At 74.6% G+C, this 12,873-nt stretch carries 13 protein-coding genes; 5 read left to right on the top strand and 8 right to left on the bottom strand.

Annotated elements, in window-relative coordinates:
• Positions 1–41 precede the first annotated feature (41 nt).
• Positions 42–1,085, bottom strand: coding sequence for a PA containing protein (locus ABD993_RS06675; RefSeq protein ID WP_345413778.1), 1,044 nt, complete (start codon positions 1,083–1,085; stop codon positions 42–44).
• Between the two features lie 183 nt (positions 1,086–1,268).
• On the opposite strand from ABD993_RS06675, the gene ABD993_RS06670 reads away from it, so the two are divergent.
• Complete coding sequence (locus tag ABD993_RS06670; protein WP_345413776.1) at positions 1,269–2,339, top strand: adenosine deaminase; 1,071 nt, start codon at positions 1,269–1,271, stop codon at positions 2,337–2,339.
• Here ABD993_RS06670 and ABD993_RS06665 read toward each other — a convergent pair.
• The gene (locus tag ABD993_RS06665) at positions 2,323–3,789 is read right to left on the bottom strand and encodes an ArnT family glycosyltransferase (RefSeq protein WP_345413774.1); all 1,467 of its coding nucleotides are present in this window, start codon (positions 3,787–3,789) and stop codon (positions 2,323–2,325) included. The two genes, ABD993_RS06670 and ABD993_RS06665, sit on opposite strands and share 17 nt — an antisense overlap.
• 130 nt (positions 3,790–3,919) lie before the next feature.
• Between ABD993_RS06665 and ABD993_RS06660 the strand changes: the two genes are divergently transcribed.
• The gene (locus ABD993_RS06660) at positions 3,920–5,044 is read left to right on the top strand and encodes a sensor histidine kinase (RefSeq protein WP_345413772.1); all 1,125 of its coding nucleotides are present in this window, start codon (positions 3,920–3,922) and stop codon (positions 5,042–5,044) included.
• Positions 5,038–5,649, top strand: a complete 612-nt coding sequence (locus ABD993_RS06655) for a response regulator transcription factor (RefSeq protein ID WP_345413770.1) — start codon at positions 5,038–5,040, stop codon at positions 5,647–5,649. The genes ABD993_RS06660 and ABD993_RS06655 overlap by 7 nt, the downstream gene beginning before the upstream one ends.
• Here the strand turns inward: ABD993_RS06655 and ABD993_RS06650 are convergent.
• Positions 5,633–6,928 carry a primosomal protein gene (locus tag ABD993_RS06650; protein WP_345413768.1) on the bottom strand — a complete coding sequence of 432 codons (1,296 nt, stop codon included), beginning with the start codon at positions 6,926–6,928 and terminating at the stop codon, positions 5,633–5,635. The genes ABD993_RS06655 and ABD993_RS06650 overlap by 17 nt on opposite strands.
• Before the next feature lie 204 nt (positions 6,929–7,132).
• Positions 7,133–7,369 (bottom strand): hypothetical protein, encoded by a 237-nt coding sequence (locus ABD993_RS06645; RefSeq protein WP_093077288.1) that lies wholly within the window; start codon positions 7,367–7,369, stop codon positions 7,133–7,135.
• 400 nt (positions 7,370–7,769) lie between these two features.
• Between ABD993_RS06645 and upp the strand changes: the two genes are divergently transcribed.
• A complete protein-coding gene (gene upp, locus ABD993_RS06640) occupies positions 7,770–8,393 on the top strand; it encodes a uracil phosphoribosyltransferase (RefSeq protein ID WP_345413762.1) in 624 nt (207 codons plus the stop codon).
• A gap of 129 nt (positions 8,394–8,522) precedes the next feature.
• On the opposite strand, the gene ABD993_RS06635 is transcribed toward upp, so the two are convergent.
• Positions 8,523–9,107, bottom strand: coding sequence for a TetR/AcrR family transcriptional regulator (locus tag ABD993_RS06635; protein WP_345413760.1), 585 nt, complete (start codon positions 9,105–9,107; stop codon positions 8,523–8,525).
• 168 nt (positions 9,108–9,275) lie between these two features.
• Between ABD993_RS06635 and ABD993_RS06630 the strand changes: the two genes are divergently transcribed.
• Positions 9,276–10,058 (top strand): SGNH/GDSL hydrolase family protein, encoded by a 783-nt coding sequence (locus tag ABD993_RS06630; RefSeq protein ID WP_345413758.1) that lies wholly within the window; start codon positions 9,276–9,278, stop codon positions 10,056–10,058.
• Here the strand turns inward: ABD993_RS06630 and ABD993_RS06625 are convergent.
• Genes ABD993_RS06625 through ABD993_RS06615 form a run of 3 tightly spaced genes read right to left on the bottom strand, consistent with a single transcriptional unit; the run spans position 10,048 to position 12,868 of the window.
• Positions 10,048–10,500, bottom strand: coding sequence for a flavodoxin family protein (locus ABD993_RS06625; RefSeq protein WP_345413756.1), 453 nt, complete (start codon positions 10,498–10,500; stop codon positions 10,048–10,050). The two genes, ABD993_RS06630 and ABD993_RS06625, sit on opposite strands and share 11 nt — an antisense overlap.
• A complete protein-coding gene (locus ABD993_RS06620; RefSeq protein WP_345413755.1) occupies positions 10,485–12,080 on the bottom strand; it encodes a phospho-sugar mutase in 1,596 nt (531 codons plus the stop codon). The genes ABD993_RS06625 and ABD993_RS06620 overlap by 16 nt, the downstream gene beginning before the upstream one ends.
• Positions 12,080–12,868 (bottom strand): purine-nucleoside phosphorylase, encoded by a 789-nt coding sequence (locus tag ABD993_RS06615; protein ID WP_345413753.1) that lies wholly within the window; start codon positions 12,866–12,868, stop codon positions 12,080–12,082. Before ABD993_RS06615 ends, ABD993_RS06620 begins: the two co-directional genes overlap by 1 nt.
• Positions 12,869–12,873 lie beyond the last annotated feature (5 nt).

The raw sequence follows: 12,873 nt of genomic DNA, 5'->3' as shown, positions 1-12,873 counted from the left end.
TCGTGCGCGAAGTGCGAAGGTGGTGCGTGGAGAAGGAAGGCTCAGTCGTCGGGGTCGTCCGCCACGTCCACGGCGGAGTGGCCGTTGGAGCTGCTCTTCACCGCGGCACGGCTGCGGGTGGAGCGGCGCTGGGCCGGGCGGGGCGGGGGCGGCGGGGTGCTCGCGCCGCCGCCGTTGCCGCGGCCCAGGATGAGCTCGGCGAAGGTCGCCATGGCCTCGTCCAGCTGGCCCGCGTTGCGGCGTTCGGACTCCTCGTTCGCCTTCACGACGAGCGCGGTCAGCGAGTTCTCGTCCGGCCGGGCCCGCAGGACCGAGTCCAGGTCGCCGAGCCTGCCGTCGACCTCGCCGATCCGGCCCTCGAGCTTCTCGACCAGCCCGGTCTCGACGGCGTCCACCTTGCCCGCGACGGCCTCGAGCCGACCCGCGAGGATCTCCAGCCGCTCGGCCAGCGCGTCCAGGGCCTCGGTCGGGTCGACCGCGGGACGACCGGCGAGGTCCTCCAGCCGCCGATGCAGCCCGACGCTGGTGTCCCCGAGCAGGTTCCGCACGCCCTCGTTGTTCTCCTCGACCGAGCGGACGGCGCCGTCGAGCTGCTCGCGCACCATCTTCTCGACCCCGTCGACCCGCTCGCGGATCGGCGTGGAGACGGCGTTGGGCATCGCGTCGAGCCGCATCTCGTGGCGGTCGAGGCGGTTGTCCAGGTCGTCCAGGCGCTTGTGCAGGCCGCCCAGGCGGTCGTCCAGCCCGTCCATCCGGCCGGAGACGCCCTCCAGGCGCCCCGCCATGCCGTCCAGCCGCCCGTCGAGCTGGGCGAACGGCTTGGCCAGCTTGTCCGGCAGGGACTCGACCGCGCGCAGCACGGAGGCGAGGACGACGTCCTGCGCGTCCACTTTCTGCACGGTCTCGTCGAGGCGTTCGGCGAGGACGCCGACCTCGGTGCGGTCGGGGAGCTCGGTGAGGCGCTTGCGGACGGTGCCGAGCGCGTCGAGCGCGGACAGGCGCGCGTGGATCTCGTCGAGGGAGTCGAAGATCTGCTGCTGCTCGGAGTCGCGGATCTCGGCCGCGCGCATGAGCATGCCGCGCATCCGGTCGAACGACTGTAGAGACTGATCGCTCATAGGGTGCTGTGGCTTCCTGTGATCCGGATGGGGGAGCGGGGAACGCTGCACAGAGGGTAGCGAGTCCCGTTCGACGTCTGACACGGAGTCACCGTTAGGCCGTCCGGGTGGCGCTGTCACCCGATCCAACCTGCCCGGTAGCGTTCTCCGATGGCTGCCGCGCTGACGATCGAGAACATCCGCCGGGTCCCGAAGGTCCTCCTCCACGACCATCTCGACGGCGGGCTCCGGGCGGGCACCGTCGTCGAGCTCGCGGACGCCGTGGGCTACGCCGACCTGCCCACCCGGGACCCCGAGGAGCTGGCGGGCTGGTTCCTCGGCGCGGCGCACTCCGGGTCGCTCGTGCGGTACCTGGAGACCTTCGGACACACGGTCGCGGTGATGCAGACCCGCGAGTCGCTGGTGCGGGTCGCACGGGAGGCCGCCGAGGACCTGGCGGCGGACGGCGTGGTCTACGCCGAGATCCGCTTCGCCCCCGAGCTGCACACCGAGCGGGGGATGGACCTCGACACCGTGGTCCAGGCGGTGCTGGAGGGGTTCGCCCTCGGGCCGTCGTCGATCACCGTGCGGTGCCTGCTCACCGCCATGCGGCACGCCGCGCGCTCGCAGGAGATCGCCGAGCTGGCCGTGCGCTACCGGGACGACGGCGTGGTCGGCTTCGACATCGCGGGCGCCGAGAAGGGTTTCCCGCCCACCCGGCACCTGGACGCGTTCGACTACGTCCGGCAGCAGAACGCGCACGTCACGATCCACGCGGGCGAGGCGTTCGGGCTGCCCTCGATCTGGGAGGCGCTGCAGTTCTGCGGGGCGGACCGGCTCGGGCACGGGGTGCGGATCGTGGACGACATCTCCTTCACCGACGGAGTGCCGCAGCTGGGCAGGCTGGCCGCCTGGGTGCGGGACCAGCGGGTCCCCCTGGAGATGTGCCCGACGTCCAACGTCCACACCGGCGCCGCCCCCAGCCTCGCCGAGCACCCGATCGGCCTGCTCCGCGACCTGCGCTTCCGGGTCACGGTGAACACCGACAACCGGCTGATGTCCGGGTGCTCGATGAGCTCCGAGATGGCCGCGCTGGTCGACACGTTCGGCTGGGGCTGGGAGGACCTGCGCTGGCTGACGATCAACGCGATGAAGAGCGCGTTCGTCCACTTCGACCGTCGCCTGCGGATCATCGACGAGATCGTCAAGCCCGGGTACGAGGCGGTCATGTCGTCGGCGTGAGCAGCGCCGACCACGGCTCCCGACGACCCCGGCACTGCTCCAGGACCAGTCCCTCGGCCGGGACCGGGGTGCACTGCGCGAAGCCGGCCCGGAACTCCGAGGGCATCGGGTCCACGCCGACCCAGAGCGCGTCGTCGCCGGTCGGGGGCGTGAAGTAGGCGTACCCCCGGTGCCCGCTGTACGCCGGGATCCCGTCCAGCTCGATGGCCGCGGCCAGCGGGTAGATCTGCGCGACGACGGTGCTCTCCCCGTCCCACGCCTGCCGGACGGCGGCGGCCGCGGGCAGCATCGTCCCCTCGCCCGCGGCGAGCAGGCCGGGGGATCCCGGCAGCGGCAGCGCCACCGCGAGCACCGCCGCCGACACCGCGAACCCGACCCCCGCGAGCACCCCGCGGGTCCGCCGCAGCCCGGGGGACGACGTGATCGCCACGGCGCCCAGCGCGAGTGCGGCCGGGACGATCTCCAGCAGGTAGTACGCGCGGCCGCCCGCCACGAGGATCGCCGCGACGACCAGCACGACCGTGAGCCCGAGCCACCGGTTCCGCCCGCGCGCGGCCCCGACCGCCCCGGCGACCAGCAACACCGCCCCGACCAGTCCGAACAGCGCGATCCCGGTGAGCCCGAACGCGAGCGGCGCCTCGGACTCGCGGCGCACCACCGCTGCCATGCCGAGGTAGGGCCAGCCGTGCCCCGCCTGCCAGACCAGTGTCGGCGCGGTCATGAGCGCCGCGATCCCCAGCCCGCCCCAGAGCGCAGGCGCGCGCAGCACCGCCCGCCCGTGCTCGCCGCCCGGGAGCGCTCCGCCGCGGCCGGCCGGGCCGGGTCGGTGATCGTCGGCGCCTGCGCGCCCCACCGCCACGAGGGCGAGCAGCAGGGCCGCCCAGAGGACGGGAACCAGGAACTTCGTGTTCAGCGACAGCCCCGTCACCACCCCCGCCGCGAGCAGGAGCCGGTCGTCGCCGGTACGCAGCCTGCGGGCCACGAGCCAGACGATCGCCGTCCAGAAGAGGGGATCGAGGGTGTAGGTGGCCAGCCAGTGCGCCATCAGCAGCACACCGGAGCAGGCGGTCGCCGCGGCGGCCAGGACCTGCGCGGAGCGCCGCCCGCCCAGCTCGTAGGCGAGCGCGCCGGCCAGGATCGCGGTCAGCGCGGCGCCGAGGGTGACCGGCAGCCGCAGCAGGACCGGGTTCTCGCCGAACAGCGCCGCGAGCGCCGGGACCAGCGGCGGTTGGTCCATGTACCCCCACGCGAGGTGGTCGCGCCCGGCCGCGAGGAAGTACTGCTCGTCGAAGAACAGGGCGCTGTCGCTCGCGGTCCCGAGCACCAGGGCCACCGCCGCAGCGACCAGCAGCACCGGGCCGGTGGCGAACGAGTGCCGGGCGGGTCCGGGTCCCGCGGTGTCGCGCGGGGCGGCGGTGTCGGGTGCGGCGGTGTCGGATGTCTCAGCCATGATCCGGAGTCAACGTGTCCCGGGGCCCGCGCCGCCGGCGTCGGGAGCAGGGAGCCGACCCGACGAAAGTCGGGTCCCCACCCCTCGTCCGTGGGCGGTGCGCGGGCGGCGACGGCGTTACGGTCGCCCCATGTTCCCGGACCGGCGTACGGCGGCCCTGCTGGTCGGCCTGACGGCGCTGTTCGTCGCCCTGGACCTCCTCGGTGCGCTGCTCGGCGGGCGCACCACGGGCCCCCTGGGCCCCTGGGCGGGGCTCGTTCTCCAGCTCGCGGCCGATCTCTCGCTGCTGTTCCTCGCGCGGTGGCCGTACGCGGTGACCGCGTTCCTCGGTGCGGGCACGGTCGCCGCGCTGCTCGCACCCGCGGCGCTGGTGCCCTCGGTCGTCGCCAACGGCAGCGCCGTGCTGCTCGCCCCGACCGGCTCCGCGATCTTCGTGCTGGTCCAGCTCCGGCCCCGGCGGGCGACCTGGGTGGTCGTGGCCGCGCTGACCCTGCTCGCGGTGCGACCCTGGGACCCCGGGTGGGACAGCGTGCCGCTCGGCCTGCTCGGCACGGCCGTGCCCGCGCTCGCCGGGCGGTACGTCGCGGCCCGGCGCCGCATCCTCGCCGACCTGCGCGAGCGCGCGGAGCGCACGGACCGCGAGCAGCGGTTGCTGGCCGAGCAGGCGCGGGCGGAGGAGCGGGCGCGGTTGGCGGCGGAGATGCACGACGTCGTCACGCACCGGGTCACGCTCATGGTCCTGCAGGCCGGGGCGCTGGAGGTGACCGGGCACGAGGAGGCCAGGGCGTTGCGCGAGACCGGGATGCTCGCGCTCGACGAGCTGCGGGGCCTGGTCCGGGTGCTCCGGACGCCCGAGGGTCCCTCGCCCGCGGTCGGTCCGGGACGTGCGGAGCCCGACCTGGCGGCCCTGGTCGCCGAGTCGGCCGCCGCGGGGATGACCGTCCGGCTGGACGGCGAGCTGCCGCCCGGCCCGCTGGGGCGGACCGCGCACCGGATCGTCCAGGAGGCGCTGACCAACGCGCACAAGCACGCCCCCGGCGCCGAGGTGCGCGTCAGCGTGGCCGGGGGAGACGATCTCCGCGTGACGGTCGTGAACTCCGCCCCCACCGCCGCCCCCGATCCCGCGCTGGCCGCCTCCGGGGCCGGGCTCGGCCTGCGGGGCCTGCGGGAACGGGTCGAGGTCGCGGGCGGGACCTGGCACGCGGGCCCCTGCCCGGACGGCGGGTTCGAGGTCCGGGCGGTCCTGCCGTGGTGAGGGTGCTGGTCGTCGACGACGAGCCGATGGTCTGCGCCCACCTCACGACCATCCTGGGCGCGGCGGGGCTGGAGGTCGTCGGGGCGGCGGCGGACGGGGCCGAGGCCGTGGAGCTGGTCGTGCGGTACGGCCCGGACGTGGTGCTGATGGACCTGCGGATGCCCGGCGTCGACGGGGTCGCGGCCACCGCGCGGATCACGGCCATGCCCGAGCCGCCCGCGGTCGTCGTGCTGACGACCTTCGCCGGGGACGCGCACGTCCGCCGCGCGCTGCAGGCGGGCGCGGCGGGCTACCTGCTCAAGTCCACCCCGCCGACCGAGCTGGCGGACCTGGTCCGGGTCGCGGCCCGGGGCCACGCCGTGTTCTCCCGCCCGACGGTCACCGGTCTGGCCGGGGACGCGGACGCCACCCGCAGGCTCGCCGTGCTGTCCGACCGCGAACGGGAGGTCGCCGCGCTGCTCGCCGAGGGCTGCTCCAACGCCGAGGTCGGCGCGCGCCTGCACCTCACCGAGGCCACGGTGAAGGGCTACGTCTCCAGCGCATTGACCAAGCTGGACCTGCAGAACCGCACCCAGCTGGCCCTGCTCGCTAGTCGGGGGTCGTGAACCGCGCCTCGGCCGCGTGCACCAGCTCGCGCCAGGTGTTCGCCTCGCGGTCGAACGGCGGGCTCGGCGCCAGGCGCGTCGGGTTCGGCCGGATGACGAACGAGACGAGCCACCCGAGGCTCTCGGACTCGGCCAGCGCGCGGGCCGGGGCGGGGTCGCCCGCCCACTCGCCGACGTCGAGCAGCAGCTCGGTGGCCAGCTCCAGCTGGGTCGGGTCGACCTCGAGGGTGCCCTGGGCGATGTCCTCGTCCAGTCCGACGAGCAGGTAGTCGTTCATCGGGTCGACGGTCACGGTCAGCTCGCCGACCGCCGCCCTGTCCAGCACGTCCTGCCACGTGGAGGCGGCGACGAGGTCGTTGTCGTCCTTGCCGCCGTCCGCCAGCCAGCGGGCCAGCGCGCGCTCGGAGTCGAAGGCGTCGATCCGGCCGTTCGCGCCCAGGAAGACGGGCTTGTCGTCCAGGTAGCAGCGCAGGGTGACCTTCGAGCCCGCGCTCGTGGTGATCCGGATCGGGTCGATCCCGATCTCCTCCCAGAAGCCGACGGGCCCGGCCTCGATCTCGGCCTCGTCCTCGGCCACCTGCTCGTCGACGGCCTCCTCGTCCGCCTCGTCCAGCTCCTCGTCGGTGGCCGCGCCGTCCGTCTCCTCCTCGACGCGCTCCTCCGCCTCGGCGATCCGCGCGGCCAGCTCCTCGGCCTCCGCGCGGGCCCGGGCGAGGGCGGTCGCGTCCACCTCGGGGGTGGTCACCATGGCGTCCAGCGCGTCGACGACGGAGTCCCACTCGTCGACGACGGTCTGGCCGAGCTGCGTCCACAGCTTGCCGCCCTCGCGCCCGGCGAAGGGCAGCGTGCCCTGGTCGAGCAGCGCGAAGGCGGGCTGCGAGTCGAGGACGGCGAGGACGCGCTCGAGATCGCACACCTCGGCCAGCGAGCGGACGATCTCCATGATCTCGGCGAGCTCGCCGATCGTCCAGGTGTCCGGCTCCTCGGCGACCAGCTCGGGCACGCCGATCACGTCGTACCGGCGGGTCTCCTCGGGCGTCAGCTCCGCCACGGTGAGCGTGGGGACGACGGACCACGCCGGGTGGTCGATCAGGTCGTGGTCGGTCACCGTCCGGACGCACGCGGCGAGCTGAGCCACCTCGGGGAAGCCGAAGAGGGACTCGTCGTCGCCGAGGAACGCCTCCCAGTCCTCGCCGTCCTCGCGCCATCGAGGCGCCCAGAGCGTGACGAGGTCGCCCTCGGTGAGGGAGAGCTGGATGGGGACGATGTCGCTTGCCACGGGCGCGATGCTAGCGGCGGGACCTGAGCGGCTCCCGCGCGCCGGTCCATGTCTCCACCGCGGGACGTGGACCGACGGGCACGGATCTCCGGACGCCGCGCGCCGGGGAAGTGGGACCCCGACCGTCTCGGGGGAGCGATCGGGGAGCGCGCGGAGGTCCGGGTGACCGGCGTCCGGCTCGGGGGCCGGGGTGCCGCTCGGAGGTCAGGTGGAGCTGTGCAGACGGACGACGCCGACCGTGACGTCCTCCAGGCCCCCGCGATCGAAGTCGCGGCGCAGCTGGTCGGCCTTCACGGTCGCGGTCAGCCCGTCGAACGGGCCGTGCGCGTCCACCTCCCCGGTCTGCGGGTCGACGGCGAGCACCACGTAGCCGTCGCACTGGGTGAGCTTCTCGGCGGCAGCCACCAGGGTCTGCTCCTCCGAGGTCGTGTTCTCCGGCACCGGATCACCTCCTTGTCAGCTAGTACAGCGTCGGGGACGGCTCCGGCGTGACAGTCTTCGTCGCATACCACCCGTTCGGGTGCGGTGAAAGCGGTCTGTGGTCACCGACGGTCCGGGAACCGGGACGCTGCGCGCACGACCGCGATGATCACTGGTGTCACCGTCACTCGGCGTGCACTCCGCGTGACGACCCAAGATGATCTTGGTGTCACGTGTGCGCGGTGCGGGCACGACGATCTGCCCGACCGGGTGTCGGGGGACCCGCGACGGACGTACGCGACTCACCGTTGAAAGACGGAGAGTGACCGTTCGACCACGATGGTTGACCGTTCACGTCGCCCGGACAGGGTCGACGGCCGACTCGGCCGGCTCCGCGGTGCAATCGGTACGGTTCCGCGTCATGGACGTCCGCGTCGTCGAACACCCGCTGGCCCTCGCTCGGCTCACCACTATGCGGGACGCCCGAACGGACATGGCCGCCTTCCGCGCGGCCCTGCGCGACCTCACCCTGCTGCTCGTCGTGGAGGCGACGCGGGACTTCGGGGTCACGGCCTTCCCGATCCACACCCCCGTCGCCCGGACGGTCGGGCACCGGCTGCAGGCACCGCCGATCCTGGTGCCGGTCCTGCGGGCCGGGCTCGGCATGGTCGACGCCGCGCAGAGCCTGATCCCCGAGGCGGAGGTCGGGTTCGTCGGGATGGCGCGGGACGAGACGACCCACCAGCCCACGCCGTACATGGAGTCCCTGCCGGAGTCCCTGGTCGGCCGCCCGGTGTTCGTGCTGGACCCGATGCTCGCGACGGGCGGCTCGATGATCCACACCGTCCGCCTGCTCACGGCCCGCGGCGCGGACGACGTCACGGCGGTCTGCGTCCTGGCGGCGCCCGAAGGCATCCGCAAGCTGTCCGAGAGCGGCCTCCCCGCCCGCGTGGTGACGGCGGCGATCGACGACCGCCTCAACGACTCCGCCTTCATCGTCCCCGGCCTGGGAGACGCGGGCGACCGCCAGTTCGGCACCGTCTGACCGGGAGGGGATCACCGTCGCCCGCGCGAGCAACACCCCGCACCGTGACGGGGACACCCGAGCCCGCGAGTCCGACGCCACGGCCCGCGAGTCCCGACGCCTCGGTGTGGGCGAGGCGCTCGGGGACGGTCAGGGGCGCCAGCCGTCGACCACGGCGCGGAGGACGGCGCCGGAGCCGGTCGCGGGGTCCTCCACCTCCCGCGGGCGGTGGGCGTGGAGCTGGATCGACACCAGGCCGTGCAGGGCCGACCAGAGGGCCAGGGCGACCGTGCTCGGATCCGCGTCGTCGCGGAGGACCTTGGCCGCCGCCGCGGCCTCCACGGCCTCGACCAGCGGGGCGAACGCCTCCTCCTGGAGGTCGCGGGACTCGGCGTCGAGCCGGTCGCGGTCGAACATGGCGTCGTAGAGGTGGGGGTCGTGCAGCGCGTCGGCGCGGTAGGCCTCGGCCATCGCGACCAGGCGCTCGGCCGGGTCGGGTGTCTCCGGGACGTCGGCGAGGGTGTGCCGGAGGCGCCGGAACGCGTCGTCCACCAGGGACTTGACCAGACCGGGCTTGCCGCCGAACAGCGCGTACACGGCGGTGGTCGACGTCCCGACGTCCGCGGCCAGCGTCCGCAGCGAGAGCCCGGTGACCCCGTGCTCGCTCAGCAGCTCCGACGCGCGCCCACGGAGCTTGGCGCGTAACACGTCGTCGTGGACCTTGGGCCGGGGCACGTGGCGGAGATTACCTCCGATCCGGTGACGGCGGCCGGTCCGGCCCGACACCTGGCGTGTCACGCACAGGACACGGGGGTGTGACGAACCTGTGACGGGTCGGACGTAACGCCGCGGACCCGTCGAGAGATTCCCCGGTCGGGACGGGCTCCGGGCGGGGGAGGCGCGATGCGCGGGTCGAGGTGGGTGCGACACGTCCGCACCCCGCTGGCCGGGCTGCTGCTCGCGGGCCTCGTGCTCGTGGCCCTCCCCGCGGACGACCCGACGCCCGCCGCCGTCCGCACCACCGGCCAGAGCGTGCTCGGGGGCGCCGGTCTTCCGCTGCGGGTGATGCCGCTCGGCGCGTCGAGCACCGCGGGGGTCGGCAGCCCCGCGACCGCGGGATACCGCGGGCCCCTCTACGCGGACCTCGCGGGCGACGGCATCCGCGTCGACTTCGTCGGCTCGCAGCACACCGGTCCCGCCGACATGGCGGACCCGGACAACGAGGGCCACTCCGGGTGGACCCTGCAGCGGATGACCCCGCAGGTCCGGGCCTGGGTCGCCGCCGCGGACCCGGACGTGGTGCTGCTCCACATGGGCACGAACGACGTCAACTCGGGCACCTCAGGGACCACCGCCGCCGCCCGGCTGGACCGGCTGCTCGCCGAGGTCTTCGCGGGCGCCCCCCGCACCCACGTGATCGTCGCCGGGATCTGGGCCGCGCTGCCCACCCACCTGGCGGACCGCGCCGAGCTGGCCCGGCTCACCCCCGGGATCGTGGCTCGGTACCGCGCGGAGGGCCGGTCGATCGAGTTCGTCGACACCTCGCGGCTGTTGTCCGCGGGCGACTTCACCGACGCGCTGCACGCCAACGCGGGCGGTTACGCCAAGATCGCGGCGATGTGGAGCACGGAGATCAGCGGCTGGCTGGCGGCTCGCCGCGCGGCCCCCCTTGCGCCTACCGGCTGATCCCCGCCGCGACCGTCGCGCCGAGCTCCCAGCACGCCTCGCGCGCGGCCCGGTCCGGTGCGCCGGTGACCGTGACGGTCTCCGCGGACTGCGTCCAGCCCATCGCCCCGGTGATCGTCCCGACGGCCTGCACCGCGCCCTCCACGCCCTGGTTGCCGTGCACGTACAGGCCGAACGGCAGGCCGCGTGTGTCCTCGCCGCAGACGTAGAAGACCTGGTCGAAGAAGTGCTTCAGCGCGCCGGACATGTACCCGATGTTCGCCGGGGTGCCGAGCACGACCGCGTCCGCCGCCAACAGGTCCGACGCCGTGGCCGCCAACGCGGCCCGCGCGCGCACCTCGACACCGGTGATCTCGGGATCCGTTGCGCCGCGCCGCACCTCGTCCAGCAGCTCCCGGCAGGCGGGCGACGGCGTGTGGTGGACGATCAGGAGGACAGCCACGAATCCACCTCCTCCCGCAGGGCGGACATCCGCGCGTCCGCCCGCTCCCGCGCACCGCCGAGGTCGTCGGTGGGCTCCTCGACGACCTCCAGGTAGGCCTTGAGCTTCGGCTCGGTCCCCGACGGCCGCACGACGACCCGTGCGCCCGCCCTGCGCAGCCGCAGGACGTCCGGGGCGGGCCGGTCGGCCTCCCACTCCGCCGGCGGCGCGTCGACCAGCCTGGAGACGACGGCCGCTCCCGCCGCGGGCTCCATCCGCCGTGAGACGCCCACCGTGCGGTGCACACCGTGGGCACGGGAGAGCTCGTCCAGCCGGTCGAGGAGGGTCCGGCCTTCGGCGCGCAGCCCGGCGGCGAGATCGGCGGCGACGACGGCCGCGGCGATCCCGTCCTTGTCCCGCACCGCCTCCGGGTCCACGCAGTACCCGATCGCCTCCTCGTAGCCGTACACGAGGCCCGGGCCACCGCGGACGATCCACTTGAACCCGGTGAGGGTCTCCGCGAACCCGGCACCGTGGGCGGCGGCGACCTTCGCGAGCATCGTCGACGACACCACCGTGGTGGCCACGAGCCCCGCCCGGTGCCGCAGGACGTGGTCGCCGAGCAGGACGCCGGTCTCGTCCCCGGTCAGCTGTCGCCAACCCTGCGGTGTGGGGACGGCGAGGGCGCAGCGGTCCGCGTCCGGGTCCAGGGCGACCGCGAGATCGGCGTCCACGCGGGCGGCGAGCGCGAGCAGCAGGTCGGTCGCCCCCGGCTCCTCCGGGTTCGGGAACGTGACCGTGGGGAACCCGGGGTCCGGCGCGGCCTGCTCGGAGACGACGTGGACGTCTGTGAACCCGCTGCGGGACAGGGCGTGCACCGCCGTCGCCCCGCCGACGCCGTGCATCGGGGTGAGCGCGATCCGCAGGGGTGGGCCGCCGGTGCGCAGGGTGGCGACGCGCGCCAGGTACTCCTCCCGGGGGTCGTATGTCCGGGTGGGACCGCCCACCGGGATCGCGACGGCGGCGGGCTGCGCCGCGATGGCCGCCTCGATCTCCGCGTCCGCGGGCGGGACGAGCTGGGCGCCGTCTCCGAGATAGACCTTGTACCCGTTGTCCGCCTTGGGATTGTGCGAGGCGGTGACCTGCACGCCCGCGACCGCGCCGAGCCTGCGGACCGCGAAGGCGAGCAGCGGGGTGGGGAGCGGTTCGGGCAGGACGTAGGTCGTGAACCCGGCCGCCGCGAACACCCCGGCGGCCTCGCCCGCGAAGACCTCGGACCCGTACCGCGCATCCCTCCCGACCACCACCGGCGAGCCCGTACCCACCGCCCGCGAGCCCGACCCTCCGGCCCGCAACCACGCCGCCACCCCGGCCGTCGCCCGTCGGACGACGGCGACGTTCATCCCGGCGGGCCCCGCCCGCACCGGCCCCCGCAGCCCCGCGGTCCCGAAGGTGAGCGGGCCGGACATCACCTCGGCCAGCTCCGCGGTGTCCCCGCCGGTCATCCCGGCGACGACCAGCCTCTGCAGCGCGTCCCGGGTGGCCGGGTCGGGATCGTCCGCGATCCACCGCATCGCCCGGTCCCGCAGTCGAGGGTCCATCAGGCGCGGGCGACGAGGTCGCGCAGCAGCTCACCCATCCGCGTGGCCGCGGCCCGCCCCGCCTCGAGGACCTCCTCGTGGTTCAGCGGTTCCCCGGTCATGCCCGCGGCGAGGTTCGTGACCAGCGACAACCCGAAGACCTCGGCGCCTGCGGCACGGGCGGCGATCGCCTCGAGCACGGTCGACATGCCGACCAGGTCGGCGCCGAGCCCGCGCAGCATCCGGATCTCCGCCGGCGTCTCGAAGTGGGGGCCGGGCAGACCCGCGTACACCCCCTCCTCGAGCGAGGGGTCGACCTCGCGCGCCAGCGCGCGCAGCCGCGCCGAGTACAGGTCGGTGAGGTCGGTGAACAGCGGCCCGACCAGCGGCGACCGGGCCAGCAGGTTGAGGTGGTCGGAGATCAGTACCGGCTGGCCCACGGCCATCCCCTCGCGGATGCCGCCCGCGGCGTTGGTGAGCACCACGGTCTGACAGCCCGCCGCGATCGCGGTGCGCACGCCGTGCACCACGGCCTCGACCGGATGCCCCTCGTAGGCGTGCGTGCGGCCCAACAGGACCAGCACCCGGCGACCGCCGACCGCCACGGACCGGATGGTGCCGCCGTGGCCCTGCACCGCGGGCGGTACGAAGCCGGGCAGCGCGTCCATCCGGACCTCGGCGCCCCCGGAGCCGATCACGTCCACAGCCGGACGCCAGCCGGACCCGAGGACCACGGCGACGTCGTGGGCGGCCACCCCGGTGGCCCGGGCCAGCGCCCCGGCGGCCTCCTGCGCGAGATCGGTGCTCATGGTGA

It is taken from the genome of Pseudonocardia xishanensis (genome assembly GCF_039541715.1).
In the GTDB taxonomy this organism is placed as follows: domain Bacteria; phylum Actinomycetota; class Actinomycetes; order Mycobacteriales; family Pseudonocardiaceae; genus Pseudonocardia; species Pseudonocardia xishanensis.
Note: the sequence above shows the minus strand (reverse complement) of the source record. Positions and strands in the feature narration are given on the sequence as shown.

Bases quoted from the DNA above. Each gene is read 5' to 3' on its own strand.
- ABD993_RS06675 (WP_345413778.1), bottom strand. From the start codon at position 1,085: ATGCGCGGCATGCTCATGCGCGCGGCCGAGATCCGCGACTCCGAGCAG.
- ABD993_RS06670 (WP_345413776.1), top strand. From the start codon at position 1,269: ATGGCTGCCGCGCTGACGATCGAGAACATCCGCCGGGTCCCGAAGGTC.
- ABD993_RS06665 (WP_345413774.1), bottom strand. From the start codon at position 3,789: ATGGCTGAGACATCCGACACCGCCGCACCCGACACCGCCGCCCCGCGC.
- ABD993_RS06660 (WP_345413772.1), top strand. From the start codon at position 3,920: ATGTTCCCGGACCGGCGTACGGCGGCCCTGCTGGTCGGCCTGACGGCG.
- upp (WP_345413762.1), top strand. From the start codon at position 7,770: ATGGACGTCCGCGTCGTCGAACACCCGCTGGCCCTCGCTCGGCTCACC.
- ABD993_RS06630 (WP_345413758.1), top strand. From the start codon at position 9,276: ATGCGCGGGTCGAGGTGGGTGCGACACGTCCGCACCCCGCTGGCCGGG.
- ABD993_RS06620 (WP_345413755.1), bottom strand. From the start codon at position 12,080: ATGGACCCTCGACTGCGGGACCGGGCGATGCGGTGGATCGCGGACGAT.
- ABD993_RS06615 (WP_345413753.1), bottom strand. From the start codon at position 12,868: ATGAGCACCGATCTCGCGCAGGAGGCCGCCGGGGCGCTGGCCCGGGCC.